Origin of the sequence: Bradyrhizobium sp., from assembly GCF_049691595.1 — a bacterium.
Classification (GTDB): Bacteria; Pseudomonadota; Alphaproteobacteria; order Rhizobiales; family Xanthobacteraceae; genus Bradyrhizobium.
Window position 1 is genome coordinate 13,926 of record NZ_JBAVNZ010000174.1, and the last position, 19,893, is coordinate 33,818.

15 protein-coding genes are annotated in these 19,893 nt (G+C 62.5%); 5 read left to right on the forward strand and 10 right to left on the reverse strand.

The window, feature by feature from the left end; all coding sequences use genetic code 11:
* Position 1: 1 nt before the first annotated feature.
* Genes narJ through WCE35_RS07875 form a run of 4 tightly spaced genes read right to left on the reverse strand, consistent with a single transcriptional unit; the run spans position 2 to position 8,737 of the window.
* Complete coding sequence (narJ, locus tag WCE35_RS07860) at positions 2–712, reverse strand: nitrate reductase molybdenum cofactor assembly chaperone (RefSeq protein ID WP_424592783.1); 711 nt, start codon at positions 710–712, stop codon at positions 2–4.
* The gene (narH, locus tag WCE35_RS07865; protein WP_424592784.1) at positions 712–2,232 is read right to left on the reverse strand and encodes a nitrate reductase subunit beta; all 1,521 of its coding nucleotides are present in this window, start codon (positions 2,230–2,232) and stop codon (positions 712–714) included. Before narH ends, narJ begins: the two co-directional genes overlap by 1 nt.
* Positions 2,229–5,981 carry a nitrate reductase subunit alpha gene (locus WCE35_RS07870; RefSeq protein WP_424592785.1) on the reverse strand — a complete coding sequence of 1,251 codons (3,753 nt, stop codon included), beginning with the start codon at positions 5,979–5,981 and terminating at the stop codon, positions 2,229–2,231. Before WCE35_RS07870 ends, narH begins: the two co-directional genes overlap by 4 nt.
* 11 nt (positions 5,982–5,992) lie before the next feature.
* Positions 5,993–8,737, reverse strand: coding sequence for a nitrate/nitrite transporter (locus WCE35_RS07875; protein ID WP_424592786.1), 2,745 nt, complete (start codon positions 8,735–8,737; stop codon positions 5,993–5,995).
* Between the two features lie 213 nt (positions 8,738–8,950).
* On the opposite strand from WCE35_RS07875, the gene WCE35_RS07880 reads away from it, so the two are divergent.
* Positions 8,951–9,649, forward strand: coding sequence for a helix-turn-helix domain-containing protein (locus WCE35_RS07880; RefSeq protein ID WP_424592787.1), 699 nt, complete (start codon positions 8,951–8,953; stop codon positions 9,647–9,649).
* Positions 9,650–9,739: 90 nt separating this feature from the next.
* On the opposite strand, the gene WCE35_RS07885 is transcribed toward WCE35_RS07880, so the two are convergent.
* Together WCE35_RS07885 and WCE35_RS07890 are read right to left on the reverse strand one after the other, a co-directional pair.
* Positions 9,740–10,459 carry a hypothetical protein gene (locus tag WCE35_RS07885; protein WP_424592788.1) on the reverse strand — a complete coding sequence of 240 codons (720 nt, stop codon included), beginning with the start codon at positions 10,457–10,459 and terminating at the stop codon, positions 9,740–9,742.
* A 256-nt stretch (positions 10,460–10,715) separates the two neighbouring features.
* Positions 10,716–11,333, reverse strand: a complete 618-nt coding sequence (locus tag WCE35_RS07890) for a hypothetical protein (RefSeq protein WP_424592789.1) — start codon at positions 11,331–11,333, stop codon at positions 10,716–10,718.
* A 199-nt stretch (positions 11,334–11,532) separates the two neighbouring features.
* On the opposite strand from WCE35_RS07890, the gene WCE35_RS07895 reads away from it, so the two are divergent.
* The gene (locus WCE35_RS07895; RefSeq protein ID WP_424592790.1) at positions 11,533–11,874 is read left to right on the forward strand and encodes a hypothetical protein; all 342 of its coding nucleotides are present in this window, start codon (positions 11,533–11,535) and stop codon (positions 11,872–11,874) included.
* A gap of 17 nt (positions 11,875–11,891) precedes the next feature.
* Here WCE35_RS07895 and WCE35_RS07900 read toward each other — a convergent pair whose 3' ends face one another.
* From WCE35_RS07900 to mdoH, 4 genes are all read right to left on the reverse strand, one after another.
* Positions 11,892–13,484 (reverse strand): sulfatase-like hydrolase/transferase, encoded by a 1,593-nt coding sequence (locus WCE35_RS07900; protein WP_424592791.1) that lies wholly within the window; start codon positions 13,482–13,484, stop codon positions 11,892–11,894.
* Between the two features lie 184 nt (positions 13,485–13,668).
* Positions 13,669–14,916 (reverse strand): hypothetical protein, encoded by a 1,248-nt coding sequence (locus WCE35_RS07905; protein ID WP_424592792.1) that lies wholly within the window; start codon positions 14,914–14,916, stop codon positions 13,669–13,671.
* 142 nt (positions 14,917–15,058) lie between these two features.
* Complete coding sequence (locus WCE35_RS07910) at positions 15,059–15,805, reverse strand: FkbM family methyltransferase (protein WP_424592793.1); 747 nt, start codon at positions 15,803–15,805, stop codon at positions 15,059–15,061.
* Positions 15,806–15,809: 4 nt separating this feature from the next.
* Entirely contained in the window at positions 15,810–17,672 is a 1,863-nt protein-coding gene (gene mdoH / locus WCE35_RS07915; RefSeq protein WP_424592794.1) for a glucans biosynthesis glucosyltransferase MdoH, read from the reverse strand.
* A gap of 37 nt (positions 17,673–17,709) precedes the next feature.
* On the opposite strand from mdoH, the gene WCE35_RS07920 reads away from it, so the two are divergent.
* The 3 genes from WCE35_RS07920 to WCE35_RS07930 all read left to right on the forward strand — a co-directional run.
* Complete coding sequence (locus tag WCE35_RS07920; protein ID WP_424592795.1) at positions 17,710–18,699, forward strand: zinc-dependent alcohol dehydrogenase; 990 nt, start codon at positions 17,710–17,712, stop codon at positions 18,697–18,699.
* Between the two features lie 9 nt (positions 18,700–18,708).
* Positions 18,709–19,110, forward strand: a complete 402-nt coding sequence (locus tag WCE35_RS07925) for a 6-pyruvoyl trahydropterin synthase family protein (protein WP_424592796.1) — start codon at positions 18,709–18,711, stop codon at positions 19,108–19,110.
* 8 nt (positions 19,111–19,118) lie between these two features.
* The coding region (locus WCE35_RS07930; protein ID WP_424592797.1) for a glycosyltransferase family 4 protein at positions 19,119–19,893 on the forward strand (775 nt) is incomplete at its 3' end.

Genomic DNA, 19,893 nt, shown 5'->3' on the forward strand with positions numbered 1-19,893 from the left:
CTCACCGCAGCGGAGATGGCGCGGGATCGACCGCGCGCCTGGCGTGACGAAGTTTTGCGATCAGGCCTTCGTGCCCGCAGGCGCCCTGTCCCTGCGCGCCTGGACCGAACCGCACCTCTTCCTCTTCCCAGGCGGCATCGAGCGCCACCAGATCCATCGGGTCGGTATCCGGGCTCTTCAGCAATTCGTCCACGATATCGCGCCGGGGCGCTTCCGAGGCGATCGCCACCAGCGCATCGAACACCGCCCCGTAGTTCGATTGCCGCCGGCCAAGCCGCTCGGCCAACGCCGCGAGAATATGCGCGGTCTGTCCGAGCAGTTCGCGTGCTTCCGCCAACGGTCGCGTCGAAAGGAATTCGAGAAACAACGGCACATAGTCCGGCAACTCGTTGGCCGCGATCACGAGCCCGGCATTTTCGTACATCGCCTTCAGATCGACCATGGCCTGGCCGCGGTCGCGGCTTTCGCCGTGGACGTGCTCGAACAGATGCAGAGCCAGCGTCTTGCTGCGGTCAAACAACAGGCCGTAGCGTTCCTGCAGATCATAGAGATCGCCGACCGCAATTTCCTCGATCAGCCCATCGACGGCCCCGCGGCGCGCCGCAGGCACCAGCCTTTCAGCGTCGAGCACCGCCAGAAACTCGGGTACGGCATCGATCAGCGCTTCGGTCGGATAGCTCAGGAGAGCCGATAAGACCTTGAAGGTTCTCATCACGCGATCTCCATGGGGTTTTTGGCCTTGCGCGGCGAACCGAACAGGTTGGTCTCGGTTTCGCCGCCGGAGCAGCCATTGCCGAAGCTGAAGCCGCAGGAGCCGCGCAGGTCGTAGGCGTCGGCGCCGATTTCGCGGTGCGCGGTCGGGATCACGAAGCGGTCTTCGTAATTGGCAATGGCCATGATCTGGTACATCTCGTCGATCTGCGCAGGCTTGAGGCCAACCCGGCGGGCAATCGCTTCGTCGACGACGCCGTCGATGGTTTTCGCCCGCATGTAGCCGCGCATCGCCAACATCCGCTCCAGCGCCAGCGTGACCGGCCTCTCGTCGCCCGCCGTCAGGAGGTTGGCGAGATACTTCATCGGGATGCGCAGCGACTTGACGTCAGGCATTTCGCCGTCGAACCCGATCTTGCCGGCCGACGCTGCCGACGTGATCGGCGACAGCGGCGGCACATACCAGACCATCGGCAAGGTGCGGTATTCAGGATGAAGCGGAAATGCGACCTTCCACTCCATCGCCATCTTCCAGATCGGCGAGCATCTTGCCGCATCGAGCCAGGCGTGCGGGATACCCTGCCTTTCGGCTTCGGCGATCACCGCGGAATCGTTCGGATCGAGGAAGACGTCGAGCTGGGCCTGATAGAGATCACGCTCATCGGGCTTGCTCGCCGCTTCCGCGATCCGGTCGGCGTCGTAGAGCACCACGCCAAGATAACGGATGCGGCCGACACAGGTTTCGGAACATACCGTGGGCTGGCCGGCCTCAATGCGCGGATAGCAGAAGATGCACTTCTCCGACTTGCCCGACGACCAGTTGTAGTAAATCTTCTTATATGGACAGCCGGAGACGCACATCCGCCAGCCGCGGCACTTGTCCTGATCGATCAGGACGATGCCGTCTTCTTCGCGCTTGTAGATGGCGCCCGAGGGGCACGCCGCGACGCAGGCCGGATTGAGGCAATGTTCGCAAAGCCGCGGCAGATACATCATGAAGGTGTTTTCGAACTGGCCGTAGATGTCCCTCTGCACGCCCTCGAAATTGTAGTCCTTCGACCGCTTGGCGAACTCGCCGCCGAGGATTTCCTCCCAATTGGGTCCCCACTCGATCTTTTCCATGCGTTCGCCCGAGATCAGGGAACGCGGGCGTGCCGTCGGCATCGCCGACATTTCCGGTGCCTGCTGCAGATGCTGATAGTCGAACGTGAACGGCTCGTAATAGTCGTCGATTTCCGGCAGGTCCGGATTGGCGAAGATATTCGCCAGCACCCGCCACTTGCCGCCGATCCGCGGCTCGATCGAACCATTGCGCTTGCGCTTCCAGCCGCCCTTCCAGCGCGCCTGGTTTTCCCAGTCCTTCGGATAGCCGATGCCGGGCTTGGTCTCGACATTGTTGAACCATGCGTATTCCATGCCTTCGCGGCTGGTCCACACGTTCTTGCAGGTGACGCTGCAGGTGTGACACCCGATGCACTTGTCGAGGTTCAGCACCATCGCGATTTGAGCGCGGATTTTCATTCTGCGGCCTCCAGGCGCGGGTTGCCGGGTTGCTCGGCGGTCGGCGTATCCAGCCAGTCAATTTTCGACATCTTGCGAACGATGACGAATTCGTCGCGGTTGGCGCCGACCGTGCCGTAATAGTTGAAACCGTAAGCTTGCTGCGCATAGCCGCCGATCATATGCGTCGGCTTCAGGATGACCCGGGTGACGGAATTGTGGATGCCGCCGCGCTGGCCGGTCTGCTCGGAGCCCGGCACGTTCACGATCTTCTCCTGCGCATGATACATCATGCACATGCCCTGCTTGACGCGCTGTGAGACCACCGCACGCGCCACCAGCGCACCGTTGGCGTTGAAGGCCTCGATCCAGTCGTTATCGGCGATGCCCGCGCCCCTGGCGTCGATCTCGCTGATCCACACGATCGGTCCGCCGCGCGACAGCGTCAGCATCAGCAGATTGTCGGTATAGGTCGAGTGAATGCCCCACTTCTGATGCGGCGTGATGAAGTTCAACACCACCGAGGCGTTGCCGTTCGGCTTGCGGTCGATAACCGGCTTCACCGTTTTGGTGTCGATCGGCGGCCGATAGACGCAAAACCCCTCGCCGAAGGCGCGCATCCATAGATGATCCTGATAGAGCTGCTGACGGCCGGTCAGCGTGCGCCAGGGGATCAATTCGTGGACGTTGGTGTAACCGGCATTGTAGCAGACCTTTTCGGACTCCAGTCCCGACCAGATCGGGGAAGAGATGATCTTGCGCGGCTGCGCCACCACGTCGCGGAACCGGATCTTCTCGTCTTCCTTGGGGATCGCCAGATGGGTGTGGTTTCTCCCGGTGAAGCCTTCGAGCGACGCCCAGGCCTTGACCGCGACCTCGCCGTTGGTTTCCGGCGCAAGACTGAGGATGACTTCGCAGGCATCGATGGCACTATCGATGCGGGCTAGACCCTTGGTGGCCCCCTCCTCGGTCACGATGCCGTTGAGCCTCTTCAGCAGATCGACTTCATGTTCGGTGTTCCAGCTGATGCCCTTGCCGCCGTTGCCGAGCCTGCTCATCAGCGGGCCGAGCGAGGTGAAGCGCTTGTGGAGGTTTGGATAGTCGCGCTCGACGACGGTGACCGCCGGCATGGTCTTGCCGGGGACTGGATCAATCTCGCCCTTCTTCCAGTCCTTCACGTCGAAGGGCTGGGCAATCTCGCCCGCGCTGTCGTGCATGATCGGGGTGAGAACGATGTCCTTCTCGACGCCGAGCACCTCCGGCGCGACCTTCGAAAAGGCCTCGGCGATCCCTTTGTAGATGTCCCAGTCGCTGCGCGATTCCCAGACCGGATCGATCGCCGCCGACAATGGATGGATGAACGGGTGCATGTCGGAAGTATTGAGATCGTCCTTCTCGTACCAGGTCGCGGTCGGCAGCACGATGTCCGAATACATGCAGGTCGTGGACATCCGGAAGTCGAGCGTGACCAGGAGGTCGAGCTTTCCCTCCGGAGCCTCGTCGTGCCACTTCACCTCGGCCGGCTTCTTCCTGCCGTCCTCGCCGAGGTCCTTGCCCATTACGCCGTGCTTGGTGCCGAGCAGATGCTTGAGGAAATACTCGTGACCCTTGCCGGACGCGCCCAGCAGGTTGGAGCGCCAGACGAACAGGTTGCGCGGCCAGTTCTTCGGGTTGTCGGGATCCTCGCATGATAGCTTCAGCTCGCCCGACTTCAGGGATTTGGCGACATAGTCCCTGGCTTCCATACCCGAAGCCGCGGCGAGTTTTGAAACCTCAAGGGGGTTTATCTGCAGTTGCGGTGCGGAAGGCAGCCAGCCCATCCGCTCGGCGCGCGCATTGTAGTCGATCAGCGCGCCGTCCCACGGGCCGGTCGGTGCGGTCGGCGACAAAATCTCCTTGATGTCGAGCGTCTCATAGCGCCACTGGTCGGTGTGGGCGTAGAAAGCCGACGTCGAGTTCATCTGCCGCGGCGGACGTCCCCAGTCGAGCGCAAAGGCCAGCGGCGCCCAGCCGGACTGCGGCCGCAGCTTTTCCTGGCCGACATAATGCGACCAGCCGCCGCCGGATTGCCCGACGCAACCGCACATCACCAGCATGTTGATGATGCCGCGGTAGTTCATGTCCATGTGGTACCAGTGGTTCAACCCGGCGCCGACGATGACCATCGAGCGCCCGCCGGTCTTCTCGGCATTGCGCGCGAACTCGCGCGCCACCGTGATGATCTGGTTGCGCGGCACGCCCGTGATCTTTTCCGCCCAGGCCGGCGTGTAGGGCTCGACATCGTCGTAGCTCTTGCCGAGATGTTCGCCACCGAAGCCGCGATCGACGCCGTAATTGGCGACGAACAGATCATAGACGGATGCCACCAGCGCCTCGCCGTCCCGGAGCGTGATGCGCTTGGCCGGCACCTTGCGCATCAGGACGTCCGGGTGGTCGGTTCCGAGGAAATGGTCGTGCTCGCGGTTGCCGAAATACGGGAATGCGACCTCGGCCAGTTCGTCCCTGACATCGGCGAGCGAAAGACGAAGCCTGGTGTCGCGGCTTTTGGACTCCCGCTCCTCCAGGTTCCATTTGCCCTTCTCGCCCCAGCGGAAGCCGACCGAGCCGCGCGGCACGACGATCTCGCCGGTTGCCTCGTCATAGGCCACGGTCTTCCACTCAGGATTGTTGGCTTCATCGAGCGACGTGGCGAAATCCGAGGCGCGCACGAACCGCTCAGGCACGAGCCGGCCTTCGGATTTCACCAGCCGCACCAGAAATGGCATATCCGTGTACTGGCGCGTATAATCGTTGAAATATCTGGTCTGACGATCGACGTGGAACTCTTTCAGGATGACGTGGCCCATCGCCATCGCCAACGCGGCATCGGTGCCCTGCTTCGGCGACACCCAGAGATCGGCGAACTTCGACGCTTCCGAATAATCCGGGCTGATCACGACGCTCTTGGCGCCCTTGTAACGAACCTCGGTATAGAAATGCGCATCGGGCGTGCGCGTCTGCGGGACGTTCGATCCCCACAGAATGAGAAAACCGGAATTGTACCAATCGGCGCTTTCCGGCACGTCGGTCTGCTCGCCCCAGGTCTGCGGCGACGCCGGCGGCAAGTCGCAGTACCAGTCATAGAACGACATGCAGACGCCGCCGAGCAGCGACAGATAGCGTGCGCCGGCCGCGTAGCTCACCATCGACATCGCCGGGATCGGCGAGAACCCGAACACGCGGTCCGGGCCATAGGTCTTGGCGGTATGGGCGTTCGCCGAGGCAACGATCTCGTTGACCTCCGCCCAGCTGGCGCGAACGAAGCCGCCGAGACCACGCTTCTGCACATAGGATGCACGCTTGCTCGGATCCTCGACGATCGACTTCCACGCCGCCACCGGCGTCATCAGCACCCGCGCCTCGCGCCAGAGTTTCAGCAATCGCGAGCGCACCAGCGGATATTTCACGCGGTTGCCGGAATAGAGGTACCAGCTATAGCTGGCGCCGCGCGCGCAACCGCGCGGTTCGTGATTGGGAAGCTCCGGGCGCGTGCGCGGATAGTCGGTCTGCTGGGTTTCCCAGGTGACGATGCCGCCCTTGACGTAGACTTTCCAGGAGCAGGAGCCGGTGCAGTTCACGCCGTGCGTCGACCGCACTGTCTTGTCATGCTGCCAGCGCTTGCGGTATCCGTCCTCCCAGGAGCGGTCCTCGGTCGTCATCACACCATGGCCGTCGGCGAATTCCGCGCTGGCGCGCGTGAAGAACGACAGCCTGTCCAGAAAATGGCTCATCACTACTCTCCTTATTCGGCGGGCTGGGGCGCCGGCGAGATGCCGCCGCGGCGCTCGACGTCATGAAGCAGTCCGCCCTTGCGGGTGTAGACAGCCCAGGTGATGAGGACGCAGGTGACGTAGAAGATGAAGAATCCCCACAGCGCCGCCTGCACGCCGCCGGTGAGTTCGATCGAGGTTCCGTAGGATTTCGGAATGAAGAACGCGCCGAACGCGGCGATCGCCGAGGTGAAGCCGGTGATCGCAGCCGATTCCTTCTCGGCCTGGCGCAGCCGCGTCGTGGCGTCGGCGCCCGGCATCAGTCGCTCCATCTCCTTGCGCATGATGTTCGGGATCATCTGGAAGGTCGAAGCGTTGCCGACGCCGGTGGCGAAGAACAGCACCAGGAACATCGCGAAGAAGCCCCAGAACGCGCCGGGTTGATCCTTGATGCCGAGGAAGTAGAGAATCCCGAGCACGCCGGCCATCATCAGCGCGAACACGCCCAGGGTGACGCGCCCGCCGCCCCATTTGTCGGAAATCCACCCCGTGGCCGAGCGCGACAGCGCTCCGACCAGGGGCCCGATAAAGACAAACTGCAGGGCGTCGATGGCCGGGAACTGGGTTTTCGTCAGCAGCGGAAAACCCGCGGAGTAGCCGATGAATGAGCCGAAGGTCCCGGTGTAGAGCCAGCACATGATCCAGTTGTGCTTGCGCTGGAAAATCACCGCCTGGTCGGCGAACGACGCCTTGGCGGAGGCGATGTCGTTCATGCCGAACCACGCCGCGAACGCGCTGGCGGCGATGAACGGCACCCAGATGAAGCCCGCGTTCTGCAGCCAGAGCGGCGTCGGCTGCGTTCCGCTCGTCACCATCGCCGGATCGCCGCCGAACCAGCCGAACACGCCGACGGTAATCACGATCGGAACGACGAACTGCACGACGCTGACCCCGAGATTGCCGAGGCCGGCGTTGAGCGCGAGCGCGTTGCCTTTCTCCGCGCGCGGGAAGAAGAAGGAGATGTTGGCCATCGAGGAAGCAAAGTTGCCGCCGCCGAATCCGCACAACAGCGCCAGCGCCAGAAACACCGGATACGGCGTCGATGGCGTCTGCACGGCATAGCCGATGCCGACGGCGGGGATCATCAGCGACCAGGTTGCGAGCGTGGTCCACAGCCGCCCGCCGAAGATCGGCACCATGAAGGAATAGAAGATGCGCAACACCGCGCCGGAGATGCCGGGCAACGCTGCCAGCCAGAACAGCTCGGCCGTCGTGAACTTGAAGCCGACCGAGGGCAGCTTTGCCACCACCACCGACCAGACCTGCCAGATCGCGAATGACAGCAGCAATGCCGGGATCGATATCCAGAGGTTGCGCCGCGCGATAGCGCGTCCCGATGTCTCCCAGAACGTCCGGTCCTCCGGACGCCAGTCGGTCAGCACGGCGCCGGACAGCGCGCCAACATGCTCGGGCTTGTGAATCTCCTCCATTTCGGGAAGTTCAGGGAGCTTCTTCAGCGCCTCGCCGACGACGCCGCGCTCCATTTGCCGGATCGAAACGTGCATCCAGACCAAGGCGCCGGTCACCAGCAGGAACAGCAGCATGAAGCAGCTGGTCCAGAGGCCGGTCAGGTCAACGAGCGCGCCGAACGCGATCGGCAGCACGAAACCGCCGAGGCCGCCAATCATCCCGACCAGCCCGCCGACGGCGCCGACGTGGTTCGGATAGTAGACCGGAATGTGCTTGTAGACAGCCGCCTTGCCGAGCGCCATGAAGAAGCCAAGCACGAACACGATCACCGTGAACGGCACCAGGCCCATTTCCAGATGGAAGCCGACGGTCCCGTTGACCGTCTTCACCAGATAGTCGGTTGGCGGATAGGACAGAAGGAAGGTAGTCACCACCCCGACCAGGAACGTCCAGTACATGACGCGGCGTGCGCCGTAGCGATCCGAAAGATGGCCGCCATAGGCCCGGAATACACTGGCAGGAAGTGAAAACATCGCTGCCGTCATGCCGGCGGTCTTGATATCGACGCCGTAGACCTTGATCAGGTATTGCGGCAACCACAGCGACAACGCGACAAAGGCGCCGAACACGAAGAAATAATACAGGGCAAAGCGCCAGACCTGGACGTTCTTCAGTGGCTCGAGCTCAAGCCATGCGCTATTGGGCCTCTCGTTCTTCGCACGCCTCGCACGCACCACCGGATCTTCGTCGGAGAAAATCCAGAAGATGATCCCCATCGCGGCAATGGCGAGGGCCCATATCTGGGCGACGCCCTGCCAGCCATAGGCCACCAGCACGAACGGCGCGAGGAACTTGGTCACGGCAGCGCCGACATTGCCCGCGCCAAAGATGCCGAGCGCGGTTCCCTGCTTGCCGGTCGGATAGAACCGCGAGACGTAGGCGATGCCGACGGCGAACGAACCGCCAGCAATGCCGACAAAGAGGGCTGCGACCAGGAATTCGGGATAGGTGTGCGCCCAGGTCAGCAGATATGTCGCAGCTGCCGCGGCGAGCATCACGACGGTGTAGACCCGTCGCCCGCCATATTGATCGGTCCAGATGCCGAGCATCAGGCGGATGAGCGATCCGCTCAGGATCGGCGTACCGATCAGCAGGCCGAATTCGGTATCGTTGAGCCCGAGTTCCTTCCTGATCTGGATGCCGATGATCGAGAAGATCGTCCAGACTGCAAAGCAGATCGTGAAAGCAATGGTCGAAAGCCAGAGTGCCCGGCCTTGATGTGCGGTGCTTGAGTCTGCGGCGTCCATATCGAATCCCCCGAGAAACTGCTTCGACGGGAGACAGATCACCAAGTCCGGACGAACTTGATTTGCGCTGGATCAACTGACCGGCCGCGGCCAGCTTATTGTGCAAAATATTGCGGTGCAGAATATCCGGTGGGCCACATCCGATTGCTGTTTGTTACGCAATCATTTAACTAATATCACAATCAGTCGTCAGCGAAAGTACAGGGCAAGTCATTGCGCGCACACGAACTAGTCCAGCTGAAGAGTTTATCGCTGTTTTCCGAAATGAAGGCGGAGAGCCTTGAGCGCCTGCTCGACGCGGCGCTGCTGCAGCAATTTCCGACCCGCGTAACCTTGATCCATGAAGGCGGGCCCGCGGACTTCCTGCACGTCCTGGTCGATGGCCTGGTCGAGATCTATACCGAACAGGCCGGCGCAGAATGGGGGATATCCCTGATCAACCCGGTTTCCACCTTCATCCTTGCGGCCGTGGTCAGCGACCAGCCCTATCTGAACTCCGCGCGCACTCTGGCAGAATCCCGTGTGCTGCTGATTCCAGCGCGCCGCGTCCGCGAGGTTTTCGACCAGGACGTTGCATTCGCCCGCGTCGTGGCGCGGGAGCTTGCGCTGGCCTATCGATCGTCGGTCAAGAAGCTCAAGGGCAATATGGCCCGCTCAAGCGTCGAGCGCCTTGCCAACTGGATTCTGACGGAGGCGCACAAGGATACTTCGCAGGGAAATATCCTGATCCCGTTCGATCGCGGCACGCTGGCCTCGCATATCGGCACCACGCGGGAGAATTTGTCCCGCAGCCTGGCGCTGTTGACCGAACATGGCGTGCGGATCCGCGGCCGTGAGATCGTCATCGACGACAAGGAACAGCTCGAGGCCTTCGCGCGTCCGCAACGACTTATCGACGATCTGACTTCGTAATTTTCGGCAGGCCGGCGTTTCGAAGCGTTGCCGGTTCGACGCGGTCGGGCGGGTGGACCGTGGCCTGTCGATGAAGGTCACGGCAGGATATCACCCTCGCCGCTGCAGTTCGAGGTCGTCCTGCACACCCGCCAACGCTGGCGGCTCGACCAACAGACCTTGTCGCTCGTAGCGACGACGACTCCGGCTGAAGCGCACGACAACCGCGCATCTCGCGCTTTTCGCCTTCACCCGCCGCGACAGCAGCGCATCGCCCGCCGGCAGGAACTCAAGATCATCGAGACCAACGCAGCCCAGGCATGCCGGGCCCGAATTTTCCATCATCAGCAGGTCACCGGTATTGCCACATCGGTGACACGTCCATTCCCTGTTCAATGGCTGGATCACCACCAGATCCGGGGCACGGCTTGCCTTCTTTGCCAGGCGTTCGCGTTCCCTGTCGGAAAGCTCTTGCGAAACCCAATGGGTCCGATACATCGCCTCGATCGCAGGGTCCCCGCTTCGGCTAAAACGCAGCGTCTGACGTTGCGGACTACGCGCGACATAGTGCGTCGGGCTTGCGGACAAGCCTCGTCCGGTCGCCCAGGACCGGAACAGTTTCATGGCCTCCGATATGCGTGGCGGGTTGGTCTGCATGGCGCTCTCGAGGCAGTCGATCTGACCCTGCCGCCATTGTTCCACCTTCCGCGCGTCAAGCCACCCGATCCCGACGAGCACGTCGATGGAACTCACATAACCTTGGGCAGCAAGCGCCGCCTCCGCAGCCTTGACGACCCGCTCGGCGAGTGCGTTCCGATTCTTCCGGCCCATCGCCTTGTTGTCCGATGATGTCCCAGCTTAGACCAGAACGAGACGATTTTCCAGAAGGTACGCGCGGAAAATCGAGACCAACCCATTCTCCCGCCGTTCCGCGCGAGCCGCTTTGACCGGCTCCCGGCGAAACAAAACCGCAGGGCGCGAGGCGCAGCGTATCGCGCCGCACGGCGCTGTTGAAGTCGGTGGAATACGCCTTCGCAATTCCGCCCCGCGCGTGCTGCGTCGCACCGGAGGGAGCCCAAGATCAGCCTCAGGCCGCCTTCTCGGAGCCCAAGCCGTCATCGCCGAGATATTGCTCGATCTGCGCGATCCGCCGCCGAATGAGCGGGACGGTGTCGTTCGGGCCGGGAATGTAGAGGGGCTTGCCGTCGCGACCGAATCGAAAGACCGCGGCGCTTGCGTCCGCGCTCACCTCGCCGAACATCCGCTCCACCGCTGCGAAGTCCCGGTGCGGCGCGAAACCGATCGATTGCGACCACGCGGCAAGATCGCGCAGCAGCTTGCGGGCGTAGCTCGGATCGACGGAAGCCATGGGCGACCTGGCATCCGTCGCGTCGAGGTACATCCCGAAAACTTCGCTGTCGACCGATTCGAACATCACATCCTTGATGCCGAGACAGAATACGTCGATCAGAAACGAACTGAACGCGAGGTGATGGCGCGTGGCGCCGCGCGCCAGAACCAGCGTCCCCATGCCAATCTCGAACACGGATTCGGAGAGGAAGCAGTGTTGAACGGGAGCATGGGCGGCCCGGAGCACACGGGCAGGCAGACTTGCCTCCAATGCCTCGACCCGTCGCTTCTCAGCCACCACCTGTTTTCGCCGTTGTGCTTTCCTGGCGCGCTTCAGCGCGATGTTCGTCGCCATGACCCGTCCCTCCGGTGATTCGGAATTGCGCTATGATACGAGCAAAGATTCCGCTTGGAAGAGTGGCGGCGCGTCAAATATTCTGGGGACAAGACTCCGATCGAAATTGCAGGGCGGCGCGTCCGCCTGACGAGTTCACCATGGTCTCCACAAGCTTTGGCCCGGTGCCATGAACCTTTCAGCCGACTCCCTGTACACAATGTCCGACGTGGAATTACTGGCGGCCTATCTCGAAGCCCGGCGGCAATTCGTGGAAAAGAAGTTCGCGCGCGATACGCATCGGGCCCGGCTGGCGTGGATCAGGGCCAAAATGTTCATCGGCAGCTCGGGCGGGGTCACCGAGCGCAACATGGCCGTCGACGTCTCGGAGGAGATTGCCCGCAAGGGTCAGGAATTACGTGAGATGACGCGCGACCTCGATCTGCTCAAGGTCGATGTCGATATCATCGCGATCATCATTCGAACCCGCGGCGGACCGGCGCCGACGGGCGTGCAGGGCGAAGACGCGACTGAAGGAGATCCCGAGCGCGAAGGCCCTTGAGCCTGCCCACGGCCTGGCTAGAGTCGCTTCACCGACCCAGCCTCGATCAGGAGCCGATTGAAACGCCGGGCCTCTGCGCCCCCTGCACAGCGATAGAACAGGCCTTGGCAGCGTTGCAGTATCTTCTTCTGTTCCGAAAAACTCGGACCGAGCGGTACTCCTGCTGCCTCCTGCACGACCAGGGGCAAGTACGCTGCATCGAGCCTGTCGAGCGCCGAGGATAGATCGGCCGGCGTGAAATTCACGGCATCAATTGAGTAGTAGGTTGTCAAATAGCGCAGATCCGATGCTTCCAGACGTCGCGCCAGCGCTTCCCCGCTCAACGACGGATCAATTATTCGAGCGCCGAACTGCGGCTGATGATCGCCATAGCGCACGATCAGGAACGATTCAGCCGGGAACTCCACCGCTAGCCGCTCCAGCAATCTGCGGTAGTCCTGCGCCGTCATCCACTGCCGACGAATGTACTCATCAACGTCCGGGGCGTTGCCGAGATCACGCCAGCCCGGCGTAAGCTCGGGACGCAGGCGCGTGTCCCAGGGAAAATGATTGGCTACGGTGTAAACGTAGAGAAAGAGTGGCCCATTGCCGCGCTCGCGCTCTATTATTTCGACAGCTCGATCGAAATAAAAACTATCGGCCTCGAAATTACGCGTGCCAAGGTCGAGCATATCCAGATAGCGCGCGATGCCGGCGGTGATCTGGAAGGCACGCGAACCGAGAAAAGCGCCATAGAACGGATAGAGACTGTAGGTCTTGTAGCCGCAGCGGCTCAATGAATGCGGCAGCCCCCGACTAACGCGGCCGGCGGCGATCCGGGTCACAGCGGTCGCAAAACGTCCGTAGGAGCGAACAGAGAGACCGGTGAGCACGTTGTATTCGGTGAACCAGCTCGGTCCGCCGACGCCTTCCACGACAAGCTTGCGCGCCCTGCCGTCCAGGGACTGGAAATAGTGATGATAGCCGGCTGGCACGCTTATTCCAGGCGCGGCGGTAATGTCGAAACTGGATTCGTCATGCAACAGTATAATGTGCGGGAGTCTGCTTGACGGATGGCAAGCAGCAATCGGCGAAGCATTCAGGCTTTCGGCCACGCCCGCATCGGATTCCAGATATCCGTGTGAAGCAAATTCATGTATTGCCTCCACGCCTGTGCGCGCGAATTTCGAAACATAGTTCTGGCTGATGAAATCCTCATCGAGGCCGGTCGGGAACCACAGTGACAGCGCAACAAGCGCGACCAGGCAAAGGGTGCCGCCAATCAGGCTTGTGCGCACACGCACCCGGCGCGAATCAAGCCGCCAGGCCGCGATCAAAGACGCCGCGGTGGCCGTTGCGGCGAGTATGATCCAGCCACGCAGCGGGGGGAAAGAAGCCAGCAGGAATGCCGACGTATCCTGATCGATGATCATCAGGTCGACGAAATCGACGGTCATCCAGAGCTTGTCGAACTTGAACCGTGAAAGCGTCGTGAGCGCGGCGACGAATTGGAGCGATAGCAGAGCCGCCACGGTCGGACGGCGAAATAGTGCAAGCCAGAAACAATTAAACGAGGCCCAGACCAGCAGGAATGCGACCTTGGCGACCAGACCGGCTTCGGTCGCAGCCATGATGATCAGCGCGATAGCGTGAAGGATTGCAGCAAGGCAAAGCATCGCCCTGTCGTATCGAGAGCTTGTCCCAGCGGGCAACAGACGGCTTGACAGGATGAACGCGCCGGATGACATGCCCTTGGATGATCCAGCCCGGCTGCGATCCCTGTCACTTGCCCCGGCGCGGTCTCTGGTCATACGGCTAATCAATCACTCGCTGCAGGATATCGTGTGCGGCCGGCGTTGAAGAAAGTCGCCGATCACCGCCATCCCCAAGCACTCGGGGATGCGGCCGGCCCGACCCGACGACCGCGCCGCCTACGATGCCGGCGAGCACTCCCCAATAAGCGTAACGGAAATCTGACGCAACGCCGACGGCGACGAAGGTCAGCACATAGACGGCGGCCGATCCGCAAACACCCAGAGCAAAGGCGGCTTCGGGCGTCTCGCGTCGCCGCCACGCGAATACGCAAACGATGCCACAAGCCAGCAGCCACGGTCCAGCCCGGAACAGCGGGGTCGGCTTGAGCTTGTCGTGCAGTCGGACCAGCGCGACGAAGGCCGGACGGTCCAGGAACACGTTCTCCGTCGGCCGCTCAACGTCGGCAAGCCACATCATACTATTGTTGCCGCTGAGGAAATTCCACATGAATGCCGCACGATGCTGGACATAAGCCAATGGATGGCGTGTGACCGCATTCGCCCAGGCCTGCACGATCGCCGGCGTGCCGAACAGCTTCTGCTCGCGCTCCACCTTGCGCATCACGAAATCGCAAGGCTCGAGCCGCCAATAGATGTCCCATTGCGTCGGCTGGTAGCAGGTGTTCAGGAGCTGCACGCTCTCAGACTCGCTCCAGTCGACCGGGAACTGGTTCTGCCTGGTGAAGTGGCTGATGCCACCGAGATCGAACACCATGATCGACTGCAACGGATGCTGCCGCGTTGCGCCCAGCGCGACGTAATAGGTGACCTGCACCAGTGCGAAAAATCCCACCACGGCCGGAACGAACAGGATCACCATGCGCTTGAAGGACGTTTGCGTCGGCCAGACGATATAGGCAGCGAGGATCGGCGCGGCGATCAGCGCATTAGGACGCAGCAGCACGCCCAGGGCGCACAGCACGATGGCCAGCACCTGCACCGGCACCCGAAGGCGCGCGTCGCTTCCGGAAACAGCGAAGATGATTGCCGCCGCCAGGAGCCAGGCGGTCGCGAACAGGATATCACGCCAGATGATCCCGACAAAGACGAAGGCCGGCGGCGTCAGCGCCAGCAGCGGCAGCAATAGCGCGAGCCAGGTTGAGCCGCGCGCCAGCGCCAACGCCAGAATGCCAAAGCCCAGCCAGTAGGAGGTCGCGATCAGCAGGAACATGCTGCCTGCACCCGGCGCGACCGGGTCGATCAAGCCCCACAGCACGACCATTACCGGGGATTGCCAGTCGCCGAGCACGCCCTTGGCGATGTCTCCATAAGCGAATTTTGCGTCGTAGGTCATTATGCCAGGATAGAAGATCATCAATGTCAGGCCGTAGCCGGCGGCGATCAGCGCGGTGACGGCCAGGCACAGGCGTCGCCGCATGGGCCTGTTGCGGTCAGGCGAGAGCGGCATAAATGTCCCCGGAATTGGCGGCGTGCGGTAGCCCCGCCAGCCAGCTGGCGATCTCCTCGCCGCAGACCCAATCCGTATTCACAAAAATCTGGCTCTCGCCGAGCGCGGCGTTGAACCGCACATAGCCCAGCGCGATGCAGCGTTCGATGCAGGCGAGCGCAACACCGCGCTGGATTGTCGTGAATTCGAATGACAGCGCCTTGACCGCGCGCGTCAATCCCTGCAGCGCCTCTTCCTCAAAACCTTCGACGTCGATTTTGATGAAGGCCGGCGCACCGTACTTGACGATCAGCGCGTCCAGCGTCGTCACCGGCACCGGCACCGACTTGACCCAGCGCTGCGTTTCCCAGCCGGACGCATCACGCGCGGCGTTCACAAACTCACGTGATGCCGTCGAAACCGTGGGGTTATCGACGTTGATCATCAGGCTGGTCGTGCCGACGGTGCAGCCGACCGCCAGCGCCTCGACCGCGACATCGGCACAGCGGCCGTATAGCAGCTTGAGCAGCCTGACCAGGGCGGGCTGCGGCTCGACCGCGATGATCCGCGCGCCCAGTCTGTGGAACGAGGCCACGCGGTCGCCGACATGGGCGCCGATATCGAACACCAGATCCCCACGCCGCACAAAGCCACCGTAGAGCCGGTCCATCGCCGCCGCGCGCGACCTGTCGCCGTAGTAAATACGAAGCGACCGGATAATACCGCGTGCGATCCTGAAGCCTTCGAACACCGCCTCAAACCGCGCTCGGCCGCGGCAACGGCGCGGCCGATTCGATCGCAGGCAGCGCAAGGGCGAGCAGCACTGCCGGCCTGGTGGTCTCCTCGGGCAGCCGGCCGATGCCGATCCGGACGGCAAGGCTGCCGAGCCAAGGCCACGCGGTCATCATGGCAAACGGGATGGCCAAAGCCGGGCCACCGGCGAGCAACAACGCATAGGGAATAGCCGCGGGCTGTGTCACCGCCAGGAGACCGAGCGCGGCGCATCCGAGCAGCGTGTGCGGCCACAAACTACGCAGCGCCAGCCTAAACGGCACTGCGTGGTCGTCGCGAGTTTGCCCAATCCATCCGATTTCCCGGCCGAGCATCAGCCCGGCAAGAAAGATTGTATGGCCGAACCACAGGATCGGACAAAGCAGGATCGAATAAACGGTTTCGATGACGAAGTTAACGATGAACAGACCGGCACCGCCAAACGACCGGCGAAGCTCCGGGCGCAACAGGGTCTCGATGGCGCTGGCAATTTTCGGCGCGAACCACATCACCAGCATGCACACGAACAGCGCCATGCCGGCGTCGGCACGAATGAAGTCCGCGGGCGTATCGGAGAATGCGACAGCGAGCGTGCCAAGCACGAACAATCCAATCCAGGCCGGCGATCCGATAAACATCACGATGGCCAGCGCCAATTGATATCGGCTTACCGGCCTGAGACCCGGAAGTGAGAGAAAGCGCCAATACTGCATGTTGCCCTGGCACCAGCGCAGGTCGCGGCGGATGAATTCGATCAAAGTTGGCGGATTTTCTTCCCAGCCCAAATCCTCCTGCGGCAGTACGCGTACGTCGTAACCGGCGGCGCGCATCAGCACGGCTTCGATCTGATCATGGCTCAGGATATGGCGATCTTCCGTTGCATTGCTGGACAGGAGCGGCAGCGCGCAATGCGCGATGAACGGCCCAAGCCGCAGTAGCGCATTGTGGCCCCAATAGGGCCCACAATCACCCTGCCACCAGGCGCTGCCTATGGTGTAGGAGCGCATGCCAAGCCGCATGCCGAACTGAAAGACGCGCGCGAAAGCGCTGGTAGACGGAAGGCCCACGATCAGCCCCTGAAGAATCCCGAGCTTGGGATCCATCTGCATGATGCGGACGAGACGGAGAACAGCCTCGGCCGTCATGAGACTGTCGGCGTCGAGCGTAACCGCGAAATCGTGTTTGCTCCCCCAGCGCTCGCAGAATTCCCGGATATTACCGGCCTTATAGCCCGTGTTGACCGCGCGACGCCGGTAAGTGATCGCGATCCGATTGCACCAGCGCGAGGTCAACGCCGCAAACCCGGCCTCCTCATTGCCTGCGATCGTCGCGTCGCTGGTGTCGCTGAGGACATAGAGATTGAAACGATCGCCGCAACCGGCCGCATCGAGGCCGGCCAGCATCGGTTCAAGATTGCGAATCATTCGCTCAGGCAATTCGTTTCGGATGCACAACAGAATCGCGGTTGACGCAGTCACCGGCTCGTCGCCACGGATGAGGGCCGCCGCGGGCATTACCGCCGTAATCGGATCGGCGGAAAAACGCACGATCAGGAGTCCGATCGCTGCGTTCCAGAATCCCGCCACCATCCAGGGCAGTGTGACCGCCAATAGCGCCAGCAGCATCATATCGACAATGCCGAAGCCGCCCGGCGTCAGCGCCAACGCGGCGAGTCCCAGGAGTCCAGCCATAGTGCCGGAAAAAATCGCAGCAAACAGCAAGCGCCGGCCGAAAATATCATTTCCGGCGGCGTCGGCCTGGATGGCTTGTCGTGGGGAGCGCTCCAACACGCGGTTACGACTTCTAATCCCTCGGCGGACGGTGCAAACTCCATGATATAACACCACGAACCGTCGCAAAGTCCAATCCGGGGATAAAAGCAAAGTGGCGATCAGCCGGCCCGACGTGGTTGCCCAGGCGCTCTGGTACAGCGGGCCCGGACAAGCAGATATCCGCGAGGAAGCGCTCCCGGCACCCGGAGCGGGCGAAGTGCGTGTTCGGGCACTTTATGGCGCCGTCAGCCGCGGCACCGAGGCGCTGGTCCTTGCCGGGCGCATACCGGCGAGTGAGTTCGAGCGCATGCGCGCACCCTTCATGGCTGGCCATTTTCCATTTCCGGTGAAATACGGCTACGCGACGGTCGGCCGGATCGAAGGCGGAGCGGATGAACTCCACGGGCGCACGGTTTTCACGCTCTACCCGCACCAGAATTTCTTCAACGTCCCGGCGAACGCCGTCGTGGCGCTACCGAAAGATCTGCCACCGCAACGTGCGGTGCTGGCCGCCAATATGGAGACCGCGCTCAACGCGGTCTGGGATGCGGCGCCCGGCCCGGCCGACCGTATCGCCATTGTCGGCGCTGGCGTTGTCGGCTCTTTGGTTGCGTATTTGTGCGGGCAGCTTCCCGGCGCGGAGGTGACTCTCGTCGACATCAACCCGGCACGGGCGGAATTGGCGCGCGTCCTCGGTGTTGGCTTTGAGCGGCCGGAAACGGCAAGGGGCGAATGTGACCTCGTGGTTCACGCCAGCGGCAATCCGGCCGGACTTGGCACGGCACTCGCACTCGCCGGTGAGGAGGCGACCGTGCTTGAATTGAGCTGGTATGGCGACGCGACGGTGGCGGCAGCGCTTGGTGGCGCCTTCCACAGCCGCCGGCTGCGGCTGATATCGAGCCAGGTTGGCCGGATCGCGCCGTCGCACCGGCCTCGCTGGACGCATGGCCGACGGCTCGCCGCGGCGCTCGCCCTGCTGACCGATGCGCGGCTCGACGCCCTGCTGGCGCCGGCGGTTTCATTTCCGGATCTGGCGCGACGGTTACCCGATATTCTCAACGCTGGCAGTGGCGTATTGTGCCAGCCCATTACATATCCCTGAGGAGGTCCCTTGTTCGCTGTAGAAGTTCGTGACCATATCATGATAGCCCATTCGTTCCGCGGCGCCGTGTTCGGGCCAGCGCAGGCGCTGCACGGCGCGACCTTCGTCATCGACGCAGCCTTCATCGCGGAGACGCTCGACAGCAATGGCATCGTCATCGACATCGGCCGCGCGCATGACGCGCTTAAGGCCGTGCTGGCGGCACTGAACTATCGCAATCTTGACGAAGTGCCTGAATTCAAGGGCAACAATACGACGACCGAATTTCTCACGAAGCATATTTTCGATCGGTTGGCCAAGGAAGCGCGCGCCGGTGAACTCGGCCGCAATGGCGGCGAGCTCAAGGCGATACGTGTCACGCTCTCCGAATCGCATGTCGCGCGCGCCTGGTACGAGGCGGATTTGTGGTAAGGCATTTCGTGTTCGCCGTGCCGGGGGATCTTGCGACCCCGACGGGGGGCTATGCCTATGACCGGCGCATGATTGCCGAGCTCGGCCACCTCGGCTGGCGGATCGATCTGCTCAACCTCGGCCACGGCTTCCCCTGGCCTGACGAGGCGACGCGCACGACGGCGCAGACACGGCTGCTCGCGACGCCCGCTGGCCGCAGTATCGTCGTCGATGGCCTGGCGCTCGGCGTTCTGCCGGAAACCGCGTCACAGCTGGCCGGCCGTAATCCACTGCTGGCACTGGTGCATCATCCGCTCGCACTGGAATGGGGCCTCTCCGTGGAGCAAGCCAACGCGCTGCGCGGCAGTGAGCGGGCAGCACTCTCAGCCGTGCAAGGCGTTGTCGTTACCAGCGCGGTCACCGCGCGAATAGTTGCTTCCGACTACGGCGTTCCGGCCGATCGCATTACCGTAGCGAGGCCGGGCAGCGATCCAGTTCGAGTGGCGCAAAGCCGCGAGGACGGCGCCCTGAGGCTGCTGTCAGTCGGCGCAGTGGTGCCGCGCAAGGGCTTCGATGTGCTGGTTGCAGCGCTGGCTACGCTCACCGATCTGCCATGGCGGCTGACGATTGCCGGCGACCGCTCGCGAGACCGGGATGCTGCCGCGCAACTCGACGCAGATATCGCGCGCCACCAGCTTGGAAAGCGAATTGCCGCGCTAGGTGCGGTATCGCCGCCACGGCTCGCAGCTCTTTACGCCGAAGCCGACGTGTTCGTCCTTGCATCGCATTTCGAGGGTTACGGTA

Excerpts from the sequence above, each read along its gene's own strand:
- narJ (WP_424592783.1), bottom strand. The coding sequence starts at position 712 with ATGAGAACCTTCAAGGTCTTATCGGCTCTCCTGAGCTATCCGACCGAA.
- narH (WP_424592784.1), bottom strand. The coding sequence starts at position 2,232 with ATGAAAATCCGCGCTCAAATCGCGATGGTGCTGAACCTCGACAAGTGC.
- WCE35_RS07870 (WP_424592785.1), bottom strand. The coding sequence starts at position 5,981 with ATGAGCCATTTTCTGGACAGGCTGTCGTTCTTCACGCGCGCCAGCGCG.
- WCE35_RS07875 (WP_424592786.1), bottom strand. The coding sequence starts at position 8,737 with ATGGACGCCGCAGACTCAAGCACCGCACATCAAGGCCGGGCACTCTGG.
- WCE35_RS07885 (WP_424592788.1), bottom strand. The coding sequence starts at position 10,459 with ATGGGCCGGAAGAATCGGAACGCACTCGCCGAGCGGGTCGTCAAGGCT.
- WCE35_RS07890 (WP_424592789.1), bottom strand. The coding sequence starts at position 11,333 with ATGGCGACGAACATCGCGCTGAAGCGCGCCAGGAAAGCACAACGGCGA.
- WCE35_RS07895 (WP_424592790.1), top strand. The coding sequence starts at position 11,533 with ATGTCCGACGTGGAATTACTGGCGGCCTATCTCGAAGCCCGGCGGCAA.
- WCE35_RS07900 (WP_424592791.1), bottom strand. The coding sequence starts at position 13,484 with ATGGCTGCGACCGAAGCCGGTCTGGTCGCCAAGGTCGCATTCCTGCTG.